Source organism: Pseudomonas sp. EU05-FHT14B02 (assembly GCF_058791055.1).
The window spans coordinates 81,480-97,513 of sequence record NZ_JBYTDD010000005.1 but is presented as its reverse complement, the minus strand read 5'-3'; the positions used below and the strand labels follow the sequence as shown (position 1 = coordinate 97,513).

Here is a 16,034-nt window from a genome sequence, read left to right as displayed (position 1 = left end):
GATCAATCGCAGAATTGCAGGACGTTGGCGCGGCTTTTTTCGCTGGGTGCAGTCCGGTCTTGTTGCAGCCAGAACTGACAGTTCGGGTTGGCCAGGTTGCGACTGCTGCTGCGCGCCTGATCGAGCCGTTGCTGCTGCTCGTTTTTGCGCAGGTTTTCTTCATATTGCTCGAACAGCGGGCTCTGGGGCGGGATGTCCGGCACCGGTTGAACCACCACCGGCGGTTTTGCCAGTTGCTCCACAGCCGCCGCTACAGGTGCCAGTTGTTCGCTGAAAAGCAGGCGCGAAGCGAGCCAGCAGGTCAGCACAATGGCAATGAATCCCAGCCACATGCCGAGGGCGATGCTGCCGGTCAACTGCAGGGCGTTCAGGCGAAATGGGAAGGATCGGCGCGGAGTGGGGCGGTGGGGCATGGTTGCCTCCTGGCGAAAGGTCACTGGCGAGCGGTGATTGTCGCATGAAGAATAATCGCCGTCGGCTCTTCTGCACGGGGTAATTTATGCGGACAATCGGCGCCTTTGCCAACGGGAGCCTGGAATGCCTGAATTGAAAACCCGCTGGGATATTTTTTGCACCGTGGTCGATAACTTCGGCGACATCGGCGTGACTTGGCGACTGGCCCGGCAGCTGGTAGCAGAACATGGGCTGGCGGTACGCCTATGGGTCGATGATCTGCGAGCATTCGAGCGCCTGTGCCCGGAAATCGACACCCACGCTGCGCAGCAGTGGCAGCAAGGCGTGGAAGTGCGGCAATGGCCAGCCGAGTGGCAGCCGACGGAAGCCGCCGATGTGGTGATCGCCGCATTCGCCTGCCAACTGCCGAGTGCCTATATGGACGCCATGGCCGAAAGGGAAAAGACGCCGCTGTGGATGAACCTCGATTACCTGAGTGCCGAAGACTGGGTGATCGGCTGCCACGGTCTGCCCTCGGTGAAGTACAAAAGCGTACAGAAGTTCTTTTTCTTTCCGGGGTTCCAGAAGGGTACGGGCGGGTTGATACGGGAGCGCGGGTTGCTTGAGCGTCGTCGGCAATTTCAGCAAGACCGGCAGGCTCAAATAGAATTTCTGCAAGGTTTGGGAATTGATCGTGCACCCGGCGCGCAGTTGATCTCATTGTTTGCCTATGAAAACACCGGGCTGGCCAGTTGGCTCGATGCGATGGCAGGCGATTCGACGCCCACACATCTGCTGGTGCCGGAAGGGCGGATTCTCGGGGACGTCGAATGCTGGCTCGGTGTGGAGGGGCTGGCGGCCGGTGCGGTGTATGTGCGTGAAGCCTTGACCGTGCAAGTGCTGCCATTTAATCGCCAGGACCAATACGACAGGTTGCTGTGGTGCTGCGATTTCAATGCCGTGCGCGGTGAAGACTCCTTTGTGCGCGCCCAATGGGCCGGCCGGCCATTTTTGTGGCACATTTATCGGCAGGAAGAAGATATCCATCTGGACAAACTCGACGCCTTCCTCGAACTCTATATAAAGGGGCTTTCGGACCCGGCGCGGGAGGCGATCAGCGGTCTCTGGCGGGCGTGGAACGCCGGTGAGAAAATGACCGACCACTGGCAATTCACCCGTAAACACTGGCCAGAGCTGGAAAAACACGCCGAAGCGTGGTGTCTGGAACAAGCCTTGCAGGCCGATCTTGCCACGGCGCTGGTACAGTTTTATGGAAATTGGATATGATACGCGGCCTAGATTTTTGTAAATCCCATCCAAATTCGGATATTCGCAATGAAAACTGGTAAAGAACTCAAACCCGGTACCGTGATCCGTATCGACAACGATCCTTGGCTGGTTCAGAAAGCTGAATTCACCAAGTCCGGTCGTAACAGCGCGATCATGAAGACCAAGCTGAAAAACCTGCTGACCGGCTACAAGACCGAAACCGTATACGGTGCGGACGACAAGCTGGATGACGTGATCCTGGATCGCAAAGAAGCGACCCTGTCCTTCATCAGCGGCGACTCCTACACGTTCATGGACACCACTGACTACACCATGTACGAGCTGAACGCCGAAGACATCGAAGCCGTTCTGCCGTTCGTTGAAGAAGGCATGACCGACGTTTGCGAAGCCGTGTTCTTCGAAGGCCGTCTGGTTTCCGTAGAACTGCCGACCACCATCGTGCGTCAGGTTGCCTACACCGAAGGCTCCGCTCGCGGCGACACTTCCGGCAAGGTGATGAAGCCTGCCAAACTGAAGAACGGTACCGAGCTGTCGGTTGCTGACTTCATCAATATCGACGACATGATCGAGATTGATACCCGCGAAGGCGGTTCCTACAAAGGCCGTGCCAAATAAGCACAGCTTCAGGAATGAAAAAGCCCGACCATTGAGTCGGGCTTTTTTTTGTCTGAGGGCTCCCCCTGTAGGAGCGAGCCTGCTCGCGATGGTCGTTAACGATAACGCGGGCTATCTGAATGCCCGCGTTGTCTGGGCGTCCATCGCGAGCAGGCTCGCTCCTACAGGGTGGGGCCGTGTTATTTCTTCAAGTGTTGTTTCAGTTCTTCAGACGCCTGCAGCATCGCCGAACGCACCGCTGGCACTTGGCTCACCACGTTGAGCAAACCGTAGTCGTGGATCAGGCCGTTGTAGCGAACCGAGGTCACTGGCACACCGGCCTCGTCCAGCTTGCGGGCGTAGGCTTCACCTTCGTCGCGCAATACGTCGGCTCCAGCGGTCTGCACCAGCGCTGGAGGCAATCCTTTCAACTGGGCGGTGGTTGCGCGCAGTGGCGAGGCGTAGATCTCGTTCCGTTGCTTGGCGTCGGTGGTGTAGTTGTCCCAGAACCACTTCATCATGTTTTTGGTGAGGAAGTGCCCTTCGGCAAACTGGTTGTAGGACGCGGTTTCGAAGTTGGCATCAGTCACCGGCCACAACAGCACCTGGAATTTGATCGCTGGTGTGCCCTTGTCCTTGGCCATCAGCGCAACCACCGCCGCCATGTTGCCGCCGACACTGTTGCCGGCTACCGCCAGGCGCTGGCCATCGACGTTGATCTCTTTACCGTGCTCGGCCACCCATTGGGTCGCCGCGTAAGCCTGGTTGATCGCCACCGGGTAATGCGCTTCCGGCGATGGCGTGTAGTTCACGAATACGGCTGCCGCTCCAGAACCCGTCACCAGGTCACGCACCAGCCGCTCGTGGGTCGGGAAATCTCCCAGTACCCAGCCGCCGCCATGGAAGAACATGAACACGGGCAGCTCACCCTTGACCCCGGCCGGCCGGACGATGGTCAGGCTTAGCGGTTGGCCGTCGACTTGAATGGTCTTCTGGCTGACATCGGCCTTTGGCAGTGTCAGCTTCACCCCGGCCTGCGCGCCCACCAGCACGGCGCGGGCCTCGGCGGGCGTCATTTGCTCCATCGGCTTGCCGGTTCCGGCGTTCAGAACGTCGAGGAACGCCTGGGTGTTGTGTTCAACCCCGGTACTTGCGAACGCGTTGCTGATGGACAAGGCGAGAAGGGTACCGGTCAAGACTTTGCTGAAAGTGTTCATGTTCGTTTCCTGTTCGGGCCTGGGTAGTCAGCGCTTAGACGGTTACGTGCAGACGCACATCAACGTTGCCACGGGTGGCGTTGGAGTACGGGCAGACCTGGTGGGCCGCATCGACCAGTGCTTGTGCATCGGCTTGTTCAAGACCCGGCAGGCTGATGTGCAGGTCGATGTCCAGGCCGAAGCCGCCAGGGATCTGGCCGATGCCGACATGAGCAGTGATCGAAGCGTCGTTCGGGATGCTGCGCTTGGTCTGGCTGGCCACGAATTTCAGGGCACCGATGAAGCAGGCGGAGTAGCCGGCAGCGAACAGTTGCTCTGGGTTGGTGGCTGCGCCGCCGGCACCGCCGAGTTCTTTGGGCGTGGCGAGCTTGACGTCGAGGATGTTGTCGCTGGAAATCGCACGACCGTCACGGCCACCGGTGGAAGTTGCGATTGCGGTGTAGAGAGTTTGCATGGTGAAAGCCTCGTTCAGGGTGTGTTTGTTTTGCGCTAAATGTTTGCGCGCTAAGTAAGTGCGAGATGAATGTATCGCGCAAATATTTAGCGTGCAATATATTTTTTCAAAGAAATTTGAAAAAAGACACAAGGCTGTGGGGTGGTTTAGGTTGAAAGTATTGAACTAGAGCTATCGAGGGGGGGCAGCGGATTTTTTCTGGGGAGGGTGGCGACCCCGGTTTTCTGGTGGGCCGCAGAGCTACTGTGGGAGCGAGCTTGCTCGCGATTGCAGTCTCACATTCAGCAATGATGCTGACTGATACACCGCCATCGCGAGCAAGCTCGCACAGGGGGATTTGTGGTGGATTGGAGGCTAGAGGCTGTCTTGCAGGTGACGACGCAACTCCTGCAACTCCGCTTGCAGGTTTTGCAGACGCTCCAGGGTCATCCCGCTGGCGCCGAGGATGCATTGGGGAATGTCCCGGGCCTTGTCGCGCAACGCCCGGCCCTGTTCGGTGAGTTCGACGATCACCACCCGCTCATCTTCGCGGCTGCGGGTTCGGCTGAGCAGGCCTTCGGCTTCCAGGCGCTTGAGCAGCGGCGTCAACGAGCCAGGATCGGTCAGTAACCGCGTGCTGATTTCACCTACGGTCAAACCGTCTCTTTCCCACAACACCATCATCGCCAGGTATTGCGGATAGGTCAGGCCCAACGCTTGCAGGAAGGGTTTGTAGACCTTGGTCATCATCAGCGAAGTGGAATGCAGGGCAAAGCACGCCTGATTGTCCAGCAGCAGGTTGTCGCAGTTGTCCGGGGTGTTGCGCTCGGTGGTCATGTCGAAGCCTTGATCTGTGATCTGAAGAATCTAGCGGGCGAATCTTTAATGCGCCAGATAATTTTGATCAGTGCCGTTGCAAATGGGTTTGTAGCACCAGATCCCAGGGCGGAATCGGGCTGAAGCGGGGTTTCAGGTACTCCAGCAACAAGCGACTGCGGGAGTTGGGCTGCTGTTCCCGGAGCAAGGCGTAGATACCGGCGTTTTCCGGTTTCGACAGGCCGTTGTTGCAGAACAGCGGCAGCAACTCACCCCGCAACAGGTATTCGCTAGCCAGCCAGGCCGTCCCAGTCGAGTCCGTCGTGTTCCATCAGCTGTGTCGGCTCGGTCGGCACGCCGCGACACCGCAAATAATCAGGGCTGGCGTATGCGATACGCACCATGCTCGCCAGTGGAGTGGCCACCAGCCGGGTATCGGCCAGTTGCCCGGCGCGCAGCTCGGCGGCGGCCTGATCGCGATTCCGCTGCTGGGCGTGCTGTTCGGGTTCGATCAGCAGATTGCCCAAGGCACCGCGTTGGTGGGCACCGGTGTTGACCAGTCTGTTCGGCACGAGCCAAGTGGTTGCACAGGGGCAGTCGTTGGCACTGGCCTTGCCGAGTAAGGGGGGACGCTGGTGACTTACGCCGCGCACCATCAGGTCAGCAGGGTGATCGGCTTGCCCTTGGCGGTCGGTGTGCTGATGGGCATCAGTTGGGGCGTGAAGGTTGCCCACGCATTGCCGGAGTGGCTGCTGCGCGGGCTGTTTTGCGGGTTCCTGGTGTTCTGTGCGGTGATGCTCGCCTTCAAAGTTTGAAGCCTTCGATGATGTGCTCGGCCAGGCATTCGGTGATGGGTGACGGGTTATGCAGGTTGCGCACGAGCATGATGCTGGCCTCGGGCAGCAGCGGCAGGTCCTGGGCCTCACCAAGGATGCGCATGTCCGCGGTGATCAGGCTTTCAAGTTGCGCCGTGACGGCCAGGCCGGCGCTGACCACGGCCATGATCGCCGACAGGCTGTCGCTGTTGTACGCCACTCGGTAATCGCGTCCCCGGGCATCCAGGGCATTGCAGGCCCACTGGCGGCAGAAGCAATCACTGTTGAACATCGCCAGTGGCAGCGGCGTCTGCTCGTGGGCGCTGTAGCATTGTGCCTCGGCCCAGACAAAGCGTTCCTTGCGCAACAACTGGCCGATTTCGCTGCCCGGTTCGCGGGTCACGATGGACAGGTCGAGGTCTTGGCGCATCAACAGTTGTTTGGATGATTCGCAGTGCACTTCGATCTGGATCAGTGGGTAGGACTGGGCAAACCGGCGCAGAATCCCGGGTAGGAATCGCATTACATAATCATCCGGCGTGCCGATGCGCACCGTGCCGACCATGTCGGGCTCACGCAAGGTATTGAAGACCTCACTGTGCAGCTTGAGGATGCGTCGCGCATAGCCGAGCAGCACCTGGCCTTCAGCCGTCAGTCGCACCTGCCGCCCGTCGCGTTGGAACAACTGGCGCTGCAGCACATCTTCTTCCAGTCGTTTCATCTGCATGCTGACGGCGGACTGGGTGCGATTGACCAATTCCCCGGCGCGGGTAAAGCCGCCCTGGTCGGCGATGGCGACGAAGGTGCGCAAGACTTCGGTATCGATACTCGGGTAGGCCGACATTCATCAATCTCCGAGATATGTGACATCAGAAACATTCGTTGGATTGATCTTAGACCCGGCGCGAGACTGGGGCCATCCAAACGGAGGGCAACAAGATGAAAGGTCAACATGAGTTCCAAGGATCAGAAAAACACTCGATTCACGTGATATCCGATCTGCTGCACAAGGTCGGCCGCTGGTACGAATTGCATCGCGAGCGCGAATTGCTGGCGAGCTTGAGCGACGAAGCACTCAAGGACATCGGCATGAGCCGTGCGGATGTGGAGAACGAGTCGATCAAGCCGTTCTGGAATGACCCGATGCATAAATGATGAATGCCACGCTACACAAACCCCTTACCGGTGAGGTAGGTTGCGAGCAGACAAGGAGGCACCCATGCCCGCAACGTTGTCCTTTACCCTCAAACAGGCTCGGCGTCTGGCGCTGGCCGCCCAAGGGTTCAACGGGCGGTCGCCGCCAGCGGCGATCAAGGCTGCTGCGCTCAATCGCCTGATCGAGCGGCTGGGCATTTTGCAGATCGATTCGGTCAATGCATTGGTGCGCTCGCACTACCTTCCGCTGTTTTCCCGCCTCGGTAACTACTCCTCCGATTTGCTCGACCAGGCTGCCTGGAGTCAGGGCCGGCGCCGTACGTTGTTCGAGTATTGGGGCCATGAAGCCTCGTTGTTGCCACTTTCCATGTTCCCGCTGATGCGCTGGCGCATGCAGCGTGCCAGACGTGGCGAGGACATTTATCAGCAGCTGGCGCGCTTCGGTCGTGAGCAACAGGACACAATTCGCCGGGTGCTGGCCTCGGTCGAGGAGCAGGGCGCGCTGGGGGCCGGCAGCCTGTCGACCCGTCAGGAACGGGCCGGCCCTTGGTGGGACTGGAGCGCGGAAAAGCATGCGCTGGAATGGTTGTTCGCTGCCGGTGAAGTGACTGTTGCCGGACGGCGCGGATTCGAAAGGCTCTACGATCTGCCGGAGCGAGTGATTCCCTCGGCGGTGCTTGCGCACCCCGTCCTGAGTGAAGACGAGGCCCAGCGCGGCCTGTTGCGGCATGCGGCAACGGCCTTGGGGGTCGGTACGGAGAAGGATTTGCGTGACTATTTCCGCTTGAATCCTGCGGACAGTCGTCCACGTTTGGCCGAGTTGGTCGAGGCCGGGGAATTGCTGACCTGCGAAGTGCAGGGCTGGCGACAACCGGCCTATTGTCTGCCCGAGCCAAAAGTGCCGCGTAAAGTCGTGGCCAGTGCCTTGCTTTCGCCGTTCGATTCGCTGATCTGGGAACGCAGCCGGACCGAGCGGCTGTTTGATTTTCGCTATCGGCTGGAGATCTACACGCCGCCGGACAAACGGGTGTACGGCTATTACGTCCTGCCGTTTTTGCACAACGAACGGATTGCCGCACGAGTCGATCTGCGCGCCGAACGCGGGGCGGGCCGTTTGGCGGTGCATGCGGTGCATGAGGAGGAGGCGGGGCTGGATGACGAGGGGATGTTGGCGTTGGCGGTCAATCTGCGGCAGATGGCTGATTGGCTGGGGCTGGCACAGGTTCAGTTGAATTGCCCGCGGGCGAGTGCGGCGAGGTTGCGGGTGGCACTGGCACAGATTGAGGGTGGCTGAGCTGGCCTCTTCGCGAGCAAGCTCGCTCCCACAGGGGAACGCGGTCCAATGTGGGAGCGAGCTTGCTCGCGATGAAGGCGCCGGGATTTAGCGCCGAACCTGTTTCAAGGTTTCAGCAATCAAAAACGCCAGCTCCAGCGACTGATCGGCGTTCATCCGCGGGTCGCAGTGGGTGTGATAGCGATCCGACAAGCCATCCTCGGTGATCGGCCGCGCACCACCGATGCACTCGGTCACGTTCTGCCCGGTCATTTCGATGTGGATACCACCGGCATAACTGCCTTCGGCTTCGTGTACCTGGAAGAACTGCTTTACCTCGCCAAGGATCTGCGCGAAGTCGCGGGTCTTGTAGCCGCTGCTGGCCTTGATGGTGTTGCCGTGCATTGGGTCCGAACTCCACAGCACCTGCTTGCCTTCGCGCTGGACGGCGCGGATCAGCTGCGGCAAGTGATCGCCGACCTTGTTTGCGCCCATCCGCGCAATCAGGTTCAGGCGACCCGGATCGTTCTGCGGGTTGAGCACGTCGATCAAGCGAATCAGGTCGTCCGGGTTCATGCTCGGGCCGACCTTGACCCCGATCGGGTTGTTCACCCCGCGCAGGAATTCGACGTGGGCGCCGTCCAGCTGACGGGTGCGGTCGCCGATCCACAGCATGTGGGCCGAGCAGTCGTAGTAGTCGTTGGTCAGGCTGTCGCGACGCACGAAGGCTTCTTCGTAGTTCAGCAGCAGCGCTTCGTGGGCGGTGAAGAAGCTGGTTTCGCGCAGCTGCGGCGAACTGTCCATGCCGCAGGCGCGCATGAATGCCAGGGTTTCATCGATACGGTCGGCCAGGTGGCTGTACTTTTCCGCCAACGCCGAGTTGGCAATGAAGTCCAGGTTCCACTTGTGCACCTGGTGCAGATCCGCAAAACCGCCTTGGGCAAATGCACGTAACAGGTTCAGGGTGGCGGTGGACTGGTGATAGGACTGCAGCAGGCGTTCCGGATCCGGCACGCGGCTTTTTTCGTCGAAACCGATGCCGTTGACGATGTCGCCACGGTAGGCGGGCAAGGTCACGCCATCGATGGTTTCGTCATTGGCCGAACGGGGCTTGGCGAACTGCCCGGCCATGCGCCCGACCTTGACCACCGGACAGCCGGCGGCAAAGGTCATCACTATCGCCATCTGCAACAACACCTTGAAGGTGTCGCGGATTTTCGCGGCAGAGAACTCGGCGAAGCTTTCGGCGCAGTCGCCACCTTGCAACAGAAACGCGCGGCCCTGGGTCACCTCGGCAAACTGACGGCGCAACTCCCGGGCTTCACCGGCAAACACCAGTGGCGGATAGCTGGACAGGGTCTGCTCGACCTGCTGCAAATGCGCGGCGTCGGGGTATTGGGGTTGTTGCTGGATCGGCAAGGCGCGCCAGCTGTCGGGGCTCCAGGGTTGGCTCATCACGGTCTCTAGTGTTTTCGCTCGGACCTCCATGTTATCAGCAAATTAGTGCGTGACCTGTTCCCGTCGCTTCGCCGACAATCTCGCCTTTGCCGCTCTCTACACGCGGTGTTATTGCGTTGCCGGCCCCGGTGACGATCAGGAGATGAAATGACTGAGGAGCGCGTCGAGCATCTGCTCGCCGAGGTACAGGACGAGTTCGGCGTGATTCGTGTGCTGGAAGTGGCCGATTACCGTTTTCTCGAATTCGGTGATGCCATCGAGCAAAGCTGCGTGTTCACGGCCGATCCGAGCTGGCTCGAGTACGACTACACCCGGGCGATGCTGATTGGTGCGCTGTGCCACCAGCAACCGGAAAGTGCGCTGTTTCTCGGCCTCGGTGCCGGGACGCTGACCCAGGCCTGCCTCAAGTTCCTGCCGCTGGAAGATGTCGAAGCCATCGAACTACGCCCGGACGTACCGCGCCTGGCTATTGAATATCTGGGGCTGGATGACGATCCGCGCCTGTACATCCGCGTTGGCGATGCGCTGGAACTGCTGGACACCGCTGAGTCGGCCGACCTGATTTTCGTCGATCTTTATACCGATGTCGGTCCGGGTGTCGGTCATCTGGCCTGGAGCTTTCTGGAAAACTGCCAGAAGCGATTGAATCCGGGTGGCTGGCTGGTCATCAATCAGTGGGCGACCGACGATGGCAAACCCCTGGGCGCCGCCTTGTTGCGCGGTTTGTATCACCGACATTACTGGGAGCTGCCGGTGAAGGAGGGCAACGTGATTCTGATCGTGCCGTCGGAGCTGGACCAGGAACTGGACATGGACGGCCTGATCGCCCGCGCTGAAGCGCTGGCGCCGCGGTTGGGCTACTCGCTGGATTCGTTGATCAAGGCGATTCGCCCGGCTACCTGAGTTGTCAGTGATGGCCCCATCGCGAGCAGGCTCGCTCCCACATTTGACCGCGATTCCCTGTGGGAGCGAGCTTGTTCGCGATAGCTTTCTAACTGGCAATACAAGGCTAAAGCCCTTTGAAGACACCCGGCCGCCGCTCCACCATCGACCGCACACCTTCCTTGACGTCCTCGCTAGCCATCAACTTCTTGACTAGCTGCGGCAGCGCCTGTGCCGCCGCGGTTTCCCCTTCATACCGGGCCTGTCGCGCAGATATCAGCGTCGCCTGTACCCCAAGCGGTGCCTGACGGGCAATCCGTTCGGCCAATTCAATCGCCCGGGGCAGCAAGTCCTCACTGGCCATGACCTCCTGCACCAGACCCAGGTGCAATGCATCACGGGCGTCGAATTCATCACCGGTCAACAACCAGCGCATGGCATTACCCCAGCCGGCCACTTGATGCAGGCGCAGGGTCGCACCGCCGAACGGGAAGATTCCGCGTTGCACTTCCATTTGTGCGAACCGGGTGTTGCTGGCGCAAAGGTTGATGTCGGCGGCCAGCATCAATTCGATGCCGATGGTGAGGCAGTAGCCTTGGGCGGCGACGATTACGGGTTTGCTGACCCGGGGGCCCGCGAATACCGCCCACGGATCGCAGCCGCCGGGTGGAACCTGCCAGCCATCTTTCAGTGTGACGCTGGCATTGACCAGGTCGAGCCCGGCGGTGAAGTGTTCGCCATGTGCGAACACCACAGCCACCCGCGCCTCGCTGTCGGCTTCGAACTCGCCATAGGCCAGGCTCAACGCGTTGAGCAGGTCTAGATCGAAGGCATTGCGCTTGGCCACCCGATCCAGACCGATCAGGAACACATGACCATGTCGTTCGCGGCTGACTCGACTGGAGCTGAGCTGATTCATGGAGCGGTCCTCGGGGTGGGGAAGGCGTGCCAGACCGACGGTCTGCACGGCAAAGGGTGAACCGTTTTAGCGCCATCACCCGCAAGGCCGGGCCTTTGAAAAATAGACGGCTGACCGATTATTCGCAAAGCCTGTTACACAACAGTGTATTCGGTGGATTTCCGATAAAAAAAGCTCCCTTTTTGGGCGAATTCCGGTATAGTGCGCGCCGGCCTTTAACCGGGCCGCGTTTAGGTAGCGCAATTCCCCGAAGCCAGCTTCGGCTGCACGTCCGCCCAGCGGACTCTTCCTTGACGATTCTTTTCATTCATTCGTTTTCGCAAATCCCCGCCGACAAAGCTGCCAGGGCGACTCTTGAGTCTCAACACGGCATGTGCAGCTTTGGAGCATGGGTCTTTGCGGATGCACTTAGAGGCAGACCCATGACCCAGGAAATCGGCGGCTTCGCCGCTCTTGAACTTCATCCAAATATTGTCGCTGCAGTAGTCGCTACCGGCTATGAAGAGCCTTCGGCCATTCAGCAGCAGTCGATCCCGATCATTCTCGCCGGTCACGATATGATTGGTCAGGCGCAAACCGGTACCGGTAAAACCGCTGCCTTTGCCCTGCCAATTCTGCACCGCATTGATCCGTCCAAGCGCGAGCCGCAAGCTCTGATCCTGGCCCCAACTCGTGAGTTGGCGCTACAAGTTGCAACCGCTTTCGAAACCTACGCCAAGCAAATGCCGGGCGTGACTGTTGTGGCTGTCTACGGCGGCGCGCCGATGGGCCCACAACTGAAAGCAATCCGTAATGGCGCACAAATCGTTGTCGCCACTCCGGGTCGTCTGTGCGACCACCTGCGTCGCGACGAAAAAGTACTGGCGACCGTGAACCACCTGGTTCTCGACGAAGCCGACGAAATGCTCAAACTGGGCTTCATGGACGACCTGGAAGTCATCTTCAAGGCCATGCCGGAAACCCGTCAGACCGTACTGTTCTCGGCCACCTTGCCTCAATCGATCCGTGCCATCGCCGAACGCCACCTGCGCGATCCGAAGCACGTCAAGATTCAGAGCAAGACCCAGACCGTTACCGCGATCGAGCAGGCTCACCTGCTGGTTCACGCTGACCAGAAGACTTCGGCCGTTCTCAGCTTGCTGGAAGTGGAAGATTTCGACGCCCTGATCATGTTCGTGCGCACCAAGCAAGCGACCCTGGACCTGGCCAGTGCCCTGGAAGCCAAAGGCTACAAAGCCGCTGCGCTGAACGGTGACATCGCCCAGAACCAGCGTGAGCGCGTGATCGACTCCCTCAAGGATGGCCGTCTGGACATCGTTGTGGCGACCGACGTTGCCGCTCGTGGCCTGGACGTTCCGCGCATCACTCACGTGTTCAACGTTGACATGCCGTACGATCCAGAGTCCTACGTTCACCGTATCGGCCGTACCGGCCGTGCCGGTCGCGAAGGTCGTGCACTGCTGCTGGTGACTCCGCGTGAGCGCCGCATGCTGCAAGTGATCGAGCGTGTAACCGGTCAAAAGGTTGCTGAAGTTCGCCTGCCGGACGCTCAAGCCGTTCTGGATGCGCGCATCAAGAAGCTGACCAACAGCCTGTCGCCGCTGGTGGCTGAAGCTGAATCGACCCACGGTGATCTGCTCGATCGCCTGACTGCCGACATCGGTTGCAGCCCGCGTGCCCTGGCCGCAGCCCTGCTGCGCAAGGCTACCAACGGTCAAGCGCTGAACCTGGCCGCTATCGAGAAAGAGCGTCCACTGGTGCCGAACAATGCACCGCGTGGCGATCGTCCTGAGCGTTCCGGTGATCGTCCTGAGCGTGGTGACCGCGAGCGTCGTGCTCCGATGCCACTGGGCGAAGGTCGTGCACGTTGCCGTACCGCGCTGGGCGCGCGTGACGGTATCGCTGCCAAGAACCTGCTGGGCGCCATCCTCAACGAAGGTGGTCTGGCGCGTGAAGCGATCGGTCGCATCCAGGTGCGTGACAGCTTTAGCCTCGTCGAGCTGCCGGAAGATGGTCTGGAGAAGTTGCTGACCAAGCTGAAGGACACTCGCGTTGCAGGTAAGCAGTTGAAGCTGCGTCGCTACCGCGAAGATTGATCCGCTCTCGGGCTGATTGATCGAACATGAAAAATCCCCGACTGGTTCGGGGATTTTTTTTGCCTGCAGTTCAAGCCCGGCTGAAGAATGGCGGTGGCCCCTTCGCGACACGGTCTGTCTGTCAGCCGAAGCGGTAAATATCCATGCCCAGCGCTCCCATGGTGAACCCTTGGTGAGCAACGCTGAACTGCCCGCCAGCGGCGCGGGCAAAGTACAACGGCAACAAGTGCTCATCACTCGGATGATTGCGTACAGCGTTTGGCGCCTGAGCGCGATAGTCATGTAGCGCGGCTTCGTCGTTCGTTGCGAGTTTGTCGATCATCCAGTCGCGAAACGCCAGGGCCCAGGGCTCAACGCTCTCGGGGCCGGCATGCCAGTCCAGTTCCCGCAGGTTGTGAGTGATGCTGCCGGAGCCGATCAGCAGGACGCCATGCTCGCGCAGGCTGGCCAGCGCGTGGCCAACACGGGTCTGCAGGGCGGGACCGCCACGGGTGGGCAATGAAACCTGGACAATCGGGATGTCTGCCAGCGGATACATCAGCGATAAAGGCACCCAGACGCCATGGTCGAAAGGCCGATTGCTGTCGATACGTGCAGCAAAGCCAGCAGTTTTCAATAGTTCGGCAACCTCGGCGGCGAGTCGTGGATCGCCGGGAGCCGGGTACTGGACCTCGAACAGGGCTTTGGGAAAGCCACCGAAGTCATGCCAGGTTTCCGGTTGTGGATTGCCGCTGACCAGCAGCTCATTGCTTTCCCAGTGCGCGGAAACAATCACGATGGCCTTGGGCTTCGGTATCTCGGCGGCCAGGCGGGCAAGTGCCGGCCCGCTGGCACCGGGTTCCAGGGCGAGCATGGGGGAGCCGTGGGATATGTACAGGCTGGGGAACATGAATGAGCTCCTGAGAGTTAAGATGCAACATCTTCAGTCAGATCATTAATCTAAATCTAATATAAGTTTTAGAGTGTTTTGATCGAATTTTCGGGGTTATTTATGCAGCCGGAGTTTTGGCACAAGAAATGGGCGGCGAACCAGATCGGCTTTCATCTGCCGCAGGTGAACCCTCATCTGAAGCGGTTCTGGCCAGCGTTAAGCCTTGAAGAAGGCGCACGCGTGTTGGTGCCGTTATGTGGAAAAAGCCTGGATTTGCTATGGCTCGCCCATCAAGGCCATGAGGTCTTGGGAGTCGAACTGTCGGAAAAAGCCGTCGAGGAGTTTTTCAGCGAACATGGCTTTGATCCGGCCATCAGCGAGCAGGGGCCGTTCAGGGTTTATCGGGCAGGCTCCATTGAACTGTGGTGTGGCGATTTCTTCGAGCTGACGGCAGGCGATGTGGCTGACTGCTCCGCGCTTTATGATCGCGCGGCGTTGATCGCGCTGCCGACGGAAATGCGAGAGCGCTACGCTGCCCATTTGAAGCGGATATTGCCTAAGGAGTCCCATGGCCTGGTGATTACCCTGGACTATGACCAGGCGCAAATGTCCGGCCCACCGTTTGCTGTGCTCGATGATGAGGTGCGGCGGTTGTTCGGGGATTCATGGTCGCTGAAGATCCTGGAAGATCAGGATGTGTTGAGCGAGAGCGGGAAATTCCTGGAGGCGGGTGTCACGCGGCTTGAGGAGCGGGTGTATCGGGTTTCCACGCGGTAATCTGCAGACAAAAAAAGGCCCGCATCGCTGCGGGCCTTTTGCTTTGCTGTGGCGTGTATCAGCCCCGACGACGAGCCAGAGCGTCGATGCGCTCTTCCAGCGGCGGGTGGCTCATGAACATGCGAGCGAAGCCTTGCTTGATGCCACCGTTGATGCCGAAGGCGTTCAGGGTGTCGGGCATGTGCACTGGCAGCCCTTGTTCCGCCCGCAGGCGTTGCAGGGCGCCAATCATCGCGGCGGTGCCGGCCAGGTTTGCACCGGCTTCGTCGGCACGGAATTCACGCTTGCGCGAGAACCACATGACGATGGCGCTGGCCAGTATGCCCAGAACCAGTTCGGCGAAGATGGTCGCCACGTAGTAGGCAATACCCTGGCCTTCTTCGTTCTTGAAGATCACCTTGTCGACGAAATTGCCGATGATCCGTGCGAAGAACATCACGAAGGTGTTCACCACGCCCTGGATCAACGCCAGGGTGACCATGTCGCCATTGGCCACGTGACCGATTTCGTGGGCCAGGACGGCTTTCACTTCATCCGGCGAGAAGCGCTCGAGCAATCCCTGGCTGACCGCGACCAATGCGTCGTTCTTGTTCCAGCCGGTGGCGAAGGCGTTCGCCTCGTAGGCCGGGAAGATACCGACTTCGGGCATCTTGATTCCGGCTTCGCGAGACAGTTGCTCGACGGTTTGCAGCAGCCATTGCTCGTGACGGGTGCGTGGCTGGGTGATGATCTGGGTGCTGGTACTCATCTTCGCCATCCACTTGGAGATGAACAGCGAGAACAGCGAACCTGCGAAACCAAAGACCGCACAGAAGATCAGCAGCTGATTGAGGTTGAGGTCAACCCCATTGGCCGCCATGAACCCGTTGAAGCCGAAAAGGCTCAGGGTGATGCTGGCAATCAGCACGACCGCCAGGTTAGTGGCCAAGAACAGCAGGATGCGCATCATGGTTGTAGAAATCTCCTCATGCTAAAGATGTGGCGTACTGCGGGGTATATAAGGTGCTGCACCGGGGTATTCAACCGGGTGACTATTTCAAACTGT

At 59.7% G+C, this 16,034-nt stretch carries 16 protein-coding genes and 2 pseudogenes; 8 read left to right on the top strand and 10 right to left on the bottom strand.

The genetic code is table 11. The features are described 5' to 3' along the window. Positions 1 to 2 precede the first annotated feature (2 nt). Complete coding sequence (locus AC3WTM_RS07090; RefSeq protein WP_102671936.1) at positions 3 to 413, bottom strand: hypothetical protein; 411 nt, start codon at positions 411 to 413, stop codon at positions 3 to 5. A 124-nt stretch (positions 414 to 537) separates the two neighbouring features. Between AC3WTM_RS07090 and earP the strand changes: the two genes are divergently transcribed. Together earP and AC3WTM_RS07080 are read left to right on the top strand one after the other, a co-directional pair. Continuing rightward, a complete protein-coding gene (earP, locus tag AC3WTM_RS07085) occupies positions 538 to 1,680 on the top strand; it encodes an elongation factor P maturation arginine rhamnosyltransferase EarP (RefSeq protein WP_102671935.1) in 1,143 nt (380 codons plus the stop codon). A gap of 48 nt (positions 1,681 to 1,728) precedes the next feature. Further along, on the top strand, positions 1,729 to 2,298 hold the full coding sequence (locus AC3WTM_RS07080) for an elongation factor P (RefSeq protein ID WP_007983530.1): 570 nt from the start codon (positions 1,729 to 1,731) through the stop codon (positions 2,296 to 2,298). Between the two features lie 179 nt (positions 2,299 to 2,477). Here AC3WTM_RS07080 and AC3WTM_RS07075 read toward each other — a convergent pair whose 3' ends face one another. From AC3WTM_RS07075 to AC3WTM_RS07060, 4 genes and pseudogenes are all read right to left on the bottom strand, one after another. Continuing rightward, positions 2,478 to 3,494 (bottom strand): alpha/beta hydrolase, encoded by a 1,017-nt coding sequence (locus AC3WTM_RS07075; protein ID WP_102671934.1) that lies wholly within the window; start codon positions 3,492 to 3,494, stop codon positions 2,478 to 2,480. Positions 3,495 to 3,528: 34 nt separating this feature from the next. Beyond that, positions 3,529 to 3,948: an organic hydroperoxide resistance protein gene (locus AC3WTM_RS07070; protein ID WP_102671933.1), complete on the bottom strand. Its 420-nt coding sequence runs from the start codon at positions 3,946 to 3,948 to the stop codon at positions 3,529 to 3,531. A 354-nt stretch (positions 3,949 to 4,302) separates the two neighbouring features. Then, on the bottom strand, positions 4,303 to 4,764 hold the full coding sequence (locus AC3WTM_RS07065) for a MarR family winged helix-turn-helix transcriptional regulator (protein ID WP_102672547.1): 462 nt from the start codon (positions 4,762 to 4,764) through the stop codon (positions 4,303 to 4,305). Between the two features lie 67 nt (positions 4,765 to 4,831). Continuing rightward, a pseudogene (locus tag AC3WTM_RS07060) lies at positions 4,832 to 5,201 on the bottom strand (LysR family transcriptional regulator); the annotation flags it as partial. Positions 5,202 to 5,289: 88 nt separating this feature from the next. Here AC3WTM_RS07060 and AC3WTM_RS07055 point away from each other — a divergent pair. Next, positions 5,290 to 5,558, top strand: a pseudogene (locus AC3WTM_RS07055) (TSUP family transporter); the annotation flags it as partial. On the opposite strand, the gene AC3WTM_RS07050 reads toward AC3WTM_RS07055, so the two are convergent. Further along, the gene (locus AC3WTM_RS07050) at positions 5,548 to 6,402 is read right to left on the bottom strand and encodes a LysR substrate-binding domain-containing protein (protein WP_057713818.1); all 855 of its coding nucleotides are present in this window, start codon (positions 6,400 to 6,402) and stop codon (positions 5,548 to 5,550) included. The pseudogene AC3WTM_RS07055 and the gene AC3WTM_RS07050 overlap by 11 nt on opposite strands. A 95-nt stretch (positions 6,403 to 6,497) precedes the next feature. Between AC3WTM_RS07050 and AC3WTM_RS07045 the strand changes: the two genes are divergently transcribed. Both AC3WTM_RS07045 and AC3WTM_RS07040 read left to right on the top strand, forming a co-directional pair. Further along, complete coding sequence (locus AC3WTM_RS07045) at positions 6,498 to 6,713, top strand: DUF1127 domain-containing protein (RefSeq protein ID WP_008049076.1); 216 nt, start codon at positions 6,498 to 6,500, stop codon at positions 6,711 to 6,713. A gap of 64 nt (positions 6,714 to 6,777) precedes the next feature. Further along, on the top strand, positions 6,778 to 8,007 hold the full coding sequence (locus AC3WTM_RS07040; protein ID WP_102672546.1) for a winged helix-turn-helix domain-containing protein: 1,230 nt from the start codon (positions 6,778 to 6,780) through the stop codon (positions 8,005 to 8,007). An 87-nt stretch (positions 8,008 to 8,094) separates the two neighbouring features. Here the strand turns inward: AC3WTM_RS07040 and AC3WTM_RS07035 are convergent, their stop codons facing one another. Continuing rightward, complete coding sequence (locus AC3WTM_RS07035; RefSeq protein ID WP_102672545.1) at positions 8,095 to 9,441, bottom strand: class II 3-deoxy-7-phosphoheptulonate synthase; 1,347 nt, start codon at positions 9,439 to 9,441, stop codon at positions 8,095 to 8,097. Between the two features lie 150 nt (positions 9,442 to 9,591). On the opposite strand from AC3WTM_RS07035, the gene AC3WTM_RS07030 reads away from it, so the two are divergent. Then, positions 9,592 to 10,347, top strand: a complete 756-nt coding sequence (locus tag AC3WTM_RS07030) for a spermidine synthase (RefSeq protein WP_102672544.1) — start codon at positions 9,592 to 9,594, stop codon at positions 10,345 to 10,347. Between the two features lie 106 nt (positions 10,348 to 10,453). Here the strand turns inward: AC3WTM_RS07030 and AC3WTM_RS07025 are convergent, their stop codons facing one another. After that, positions 10,454 to 11,245: a crotonase/enoyl-CoA hydratase family protein gene (locus AC3WTM_RS07025; RefSeq protein ID WP_102672543.1), complete on the bottom strand. Its 792-nt coding sequence runs from the start codon at positions 11,243 to 11,245 to the stop codon at positions 10,454 to 10,456. Positions 11,246 to 11,667: 422 nt separating this feature from the next. Between AC3WTM_RS07025 and AC3WTM_RS07020 the strand changes: the two genes are divergently transcribed. After that, the gene (locus tag AC3WTM_RS07020) at positions 11,668 to 13,341 is read left to right on the top strand and encodes a DEAD/DEAH box helicase (protein ID WP_007973525.1); all 1,674 of its coding nucleotides are present in this window, start codon (positions 11,668 to 11,670) and stop codon (positions 13,339 to 13,341) included. Between the two features lie 121 nt (positions 13,342 to 13,462). Here AC3WTM_RS07020 and AC3WTM_RS07015 read toward each other — a convergent pair whose 3' ends face one another. Further along, positions 13,463 to 14,230: a DODA-type extradiol aromatic ring-opening family dioxygenase gene (locus AC3WTM_RS07015; RefSeq protein WP_102672542.1), complete on the bottom strand. Its 768-nt coding sequence runs from the start codon at positions 14,228 to 14,230 to the stop codon at positions 13,463 to 13,465. 102 nt (positions 14,231 to 14,332) lie between these two features. Here AC3WTM_RS07015 and AC3WTM_RS07010 point away from each other — a divergent pair, with 102 nt between their 5' ends. Next, the gene (locus AC3WTM_RS07010; protein ID WP_102672541.1) at positions 14,333 to 14,989 is read left to right on the top strand and encodes a thiopurine S-methyltransferase; all 657 of its coding nucleotides are present in this window, start codon (positions 14,333 to 14,335) and stop codon (positions 14,987 to 14,989) included. A 58-nt stretch (positions 14,990 to 15,047) separates the two neighbouring features. On the opposite strand, the gene htpX is transcribed toward AC3WTM_RS07010, so the two are convergent. Beyond that, complete coding sequence (gene htpX, locus AC3WTM_RS07005) at positions 15,048 to 15,938, bottom strand: protease HtpX (protein ID WP_007973520.1); 891 nt, start codon at positions 15,936 to 15,938, stop codon at positions 15,048 to 15,050. Positions 15,939 to 16,034: the final 96 nt, after the last annotated feature.

What these genes read in the sequence shown, in the direction of transcription:
- AC3WTM_RS07090 (WP_102671936.1), bottom strand. Translation starts at nt 413, where the DNA reads ATGCCCCACCGCCCCACTCCGCGCCGATCCTTCCCATTTCGCCTGAAC.
- earP (WP_102671935.1), top strand. Translation starts at nt 538, where the DNA reads ATGCCTGAATTGAAAACCCGCTGGGATATTTTTTGCACCGTGGTCGAT.
- AC3WTM_RS07080 (WP_007983530.1), top strand. Translation starts at nt 1,729, where the DNA reads ATGAAAACTGGTAAAGAACTCAAACCCGGTACCGTGATCCGTATCGAC.
- AC3WTM_RS07075 (WP_102671934.1), bottom strand. Translation starts at nt 3,494, where the DNA reads ATGAACACTTTCAGCAAAGTCTTGACCGGTACCCTTCTCGCCTTGTCC.
- AC3WTM_RS07070 (WP_102671933.1), bottom strand. Translation starts at nt 3,948, where the DNA reads ATGCAAACTCTCTACACCGCAATCGCAACTTCCACCGGTGGCCGTGAC.
- AC3WTM_RS07065 (WP_102672547.1), bottom strand. Translation starts at nt 4,764, where the DNA reads ATGACCACCGAGCGCAACACCCCGGACAACTGCGACAACCTGCTGCTG.
- AC3WTM_RS07050 (WP_057713818.1), bottom strand. Translation starts at nt 6,402, where the DNA reads ATGTCGGCCTACCCGAGTATCGATACCGAAGTCTTGCGCACCTTCGTC.
- AC3WTM_RS07045 (WP_008049076.1), top strand. Translation starts at nt 6,498, where the DNA reads ATGAAAGGTCAACATGAGTTCCAAGGATCAGAAAAACACTCGATTCAC.
- AC3WTM_RS07040 (WP_102672546.1), top strand. Translation starts at nt 6,778, where the DNA reads ATGCCCGCAACGTTGTCCTTTACCCTCAAACAGGCTCGGCGTCTGGCG.
- AC3WTM_RS07035 (WP_102672545.1), bottom strand. Translation starts at nt 9,441, where the DNA reads ATGAGCCAACCCTGGAGCCCCGACAGCTGGCGCGCCTTGCCGATCCAG.
- AC3WTM_RS07030 (WP_102672544.1), top strand. Translation starts at nt 9,592, where the DNA reads ATGACTGAGGAGCGCGTCGAGCATCTGCTCGCCGAGGTACAGGACGAG.
- AC3WTM_RS07025 (WP_102672543.1), bottom strand. Translation starts at nt 11,245, where the DNA reads ATGAATCAGCTCAGCTCCAGTCGAGTCAGCCGCGAACGACATGGTCAT.
- AC3WTM_RS07020 (WP_007973525.1), top strand. Translation starts at nt 11,668, where the DNA reads ATGACCCAGGAAATCGGCGGCTTCGCCGCTCTTGAACTTCATCCAAAT.
- AC3WTM_RS07015 (WP_102672542.1), bottom strand. Translation starts at nt 14,230, where the DNA reads ATGTTCCCCAGCCTGTACATATCCCACGGCTCCCCCATGCTCGCCCTG.
- AC3WTM_RS07010 (WP_102672541.1), top strand. Translation starts at nt 14,333, where the DNA reads ATGCAGCCGGAGTTTTGGCACAAGAAATGGGCGGCGAACCAGATCGGC.
- htpX (WP_007973520.1), bottom strand. Translation starts at nt 15,938, where the DNA reads ATGATGCGCATCCTGCTGTTCTTGGCCACTAACCTGGCGGTCGTGCTG.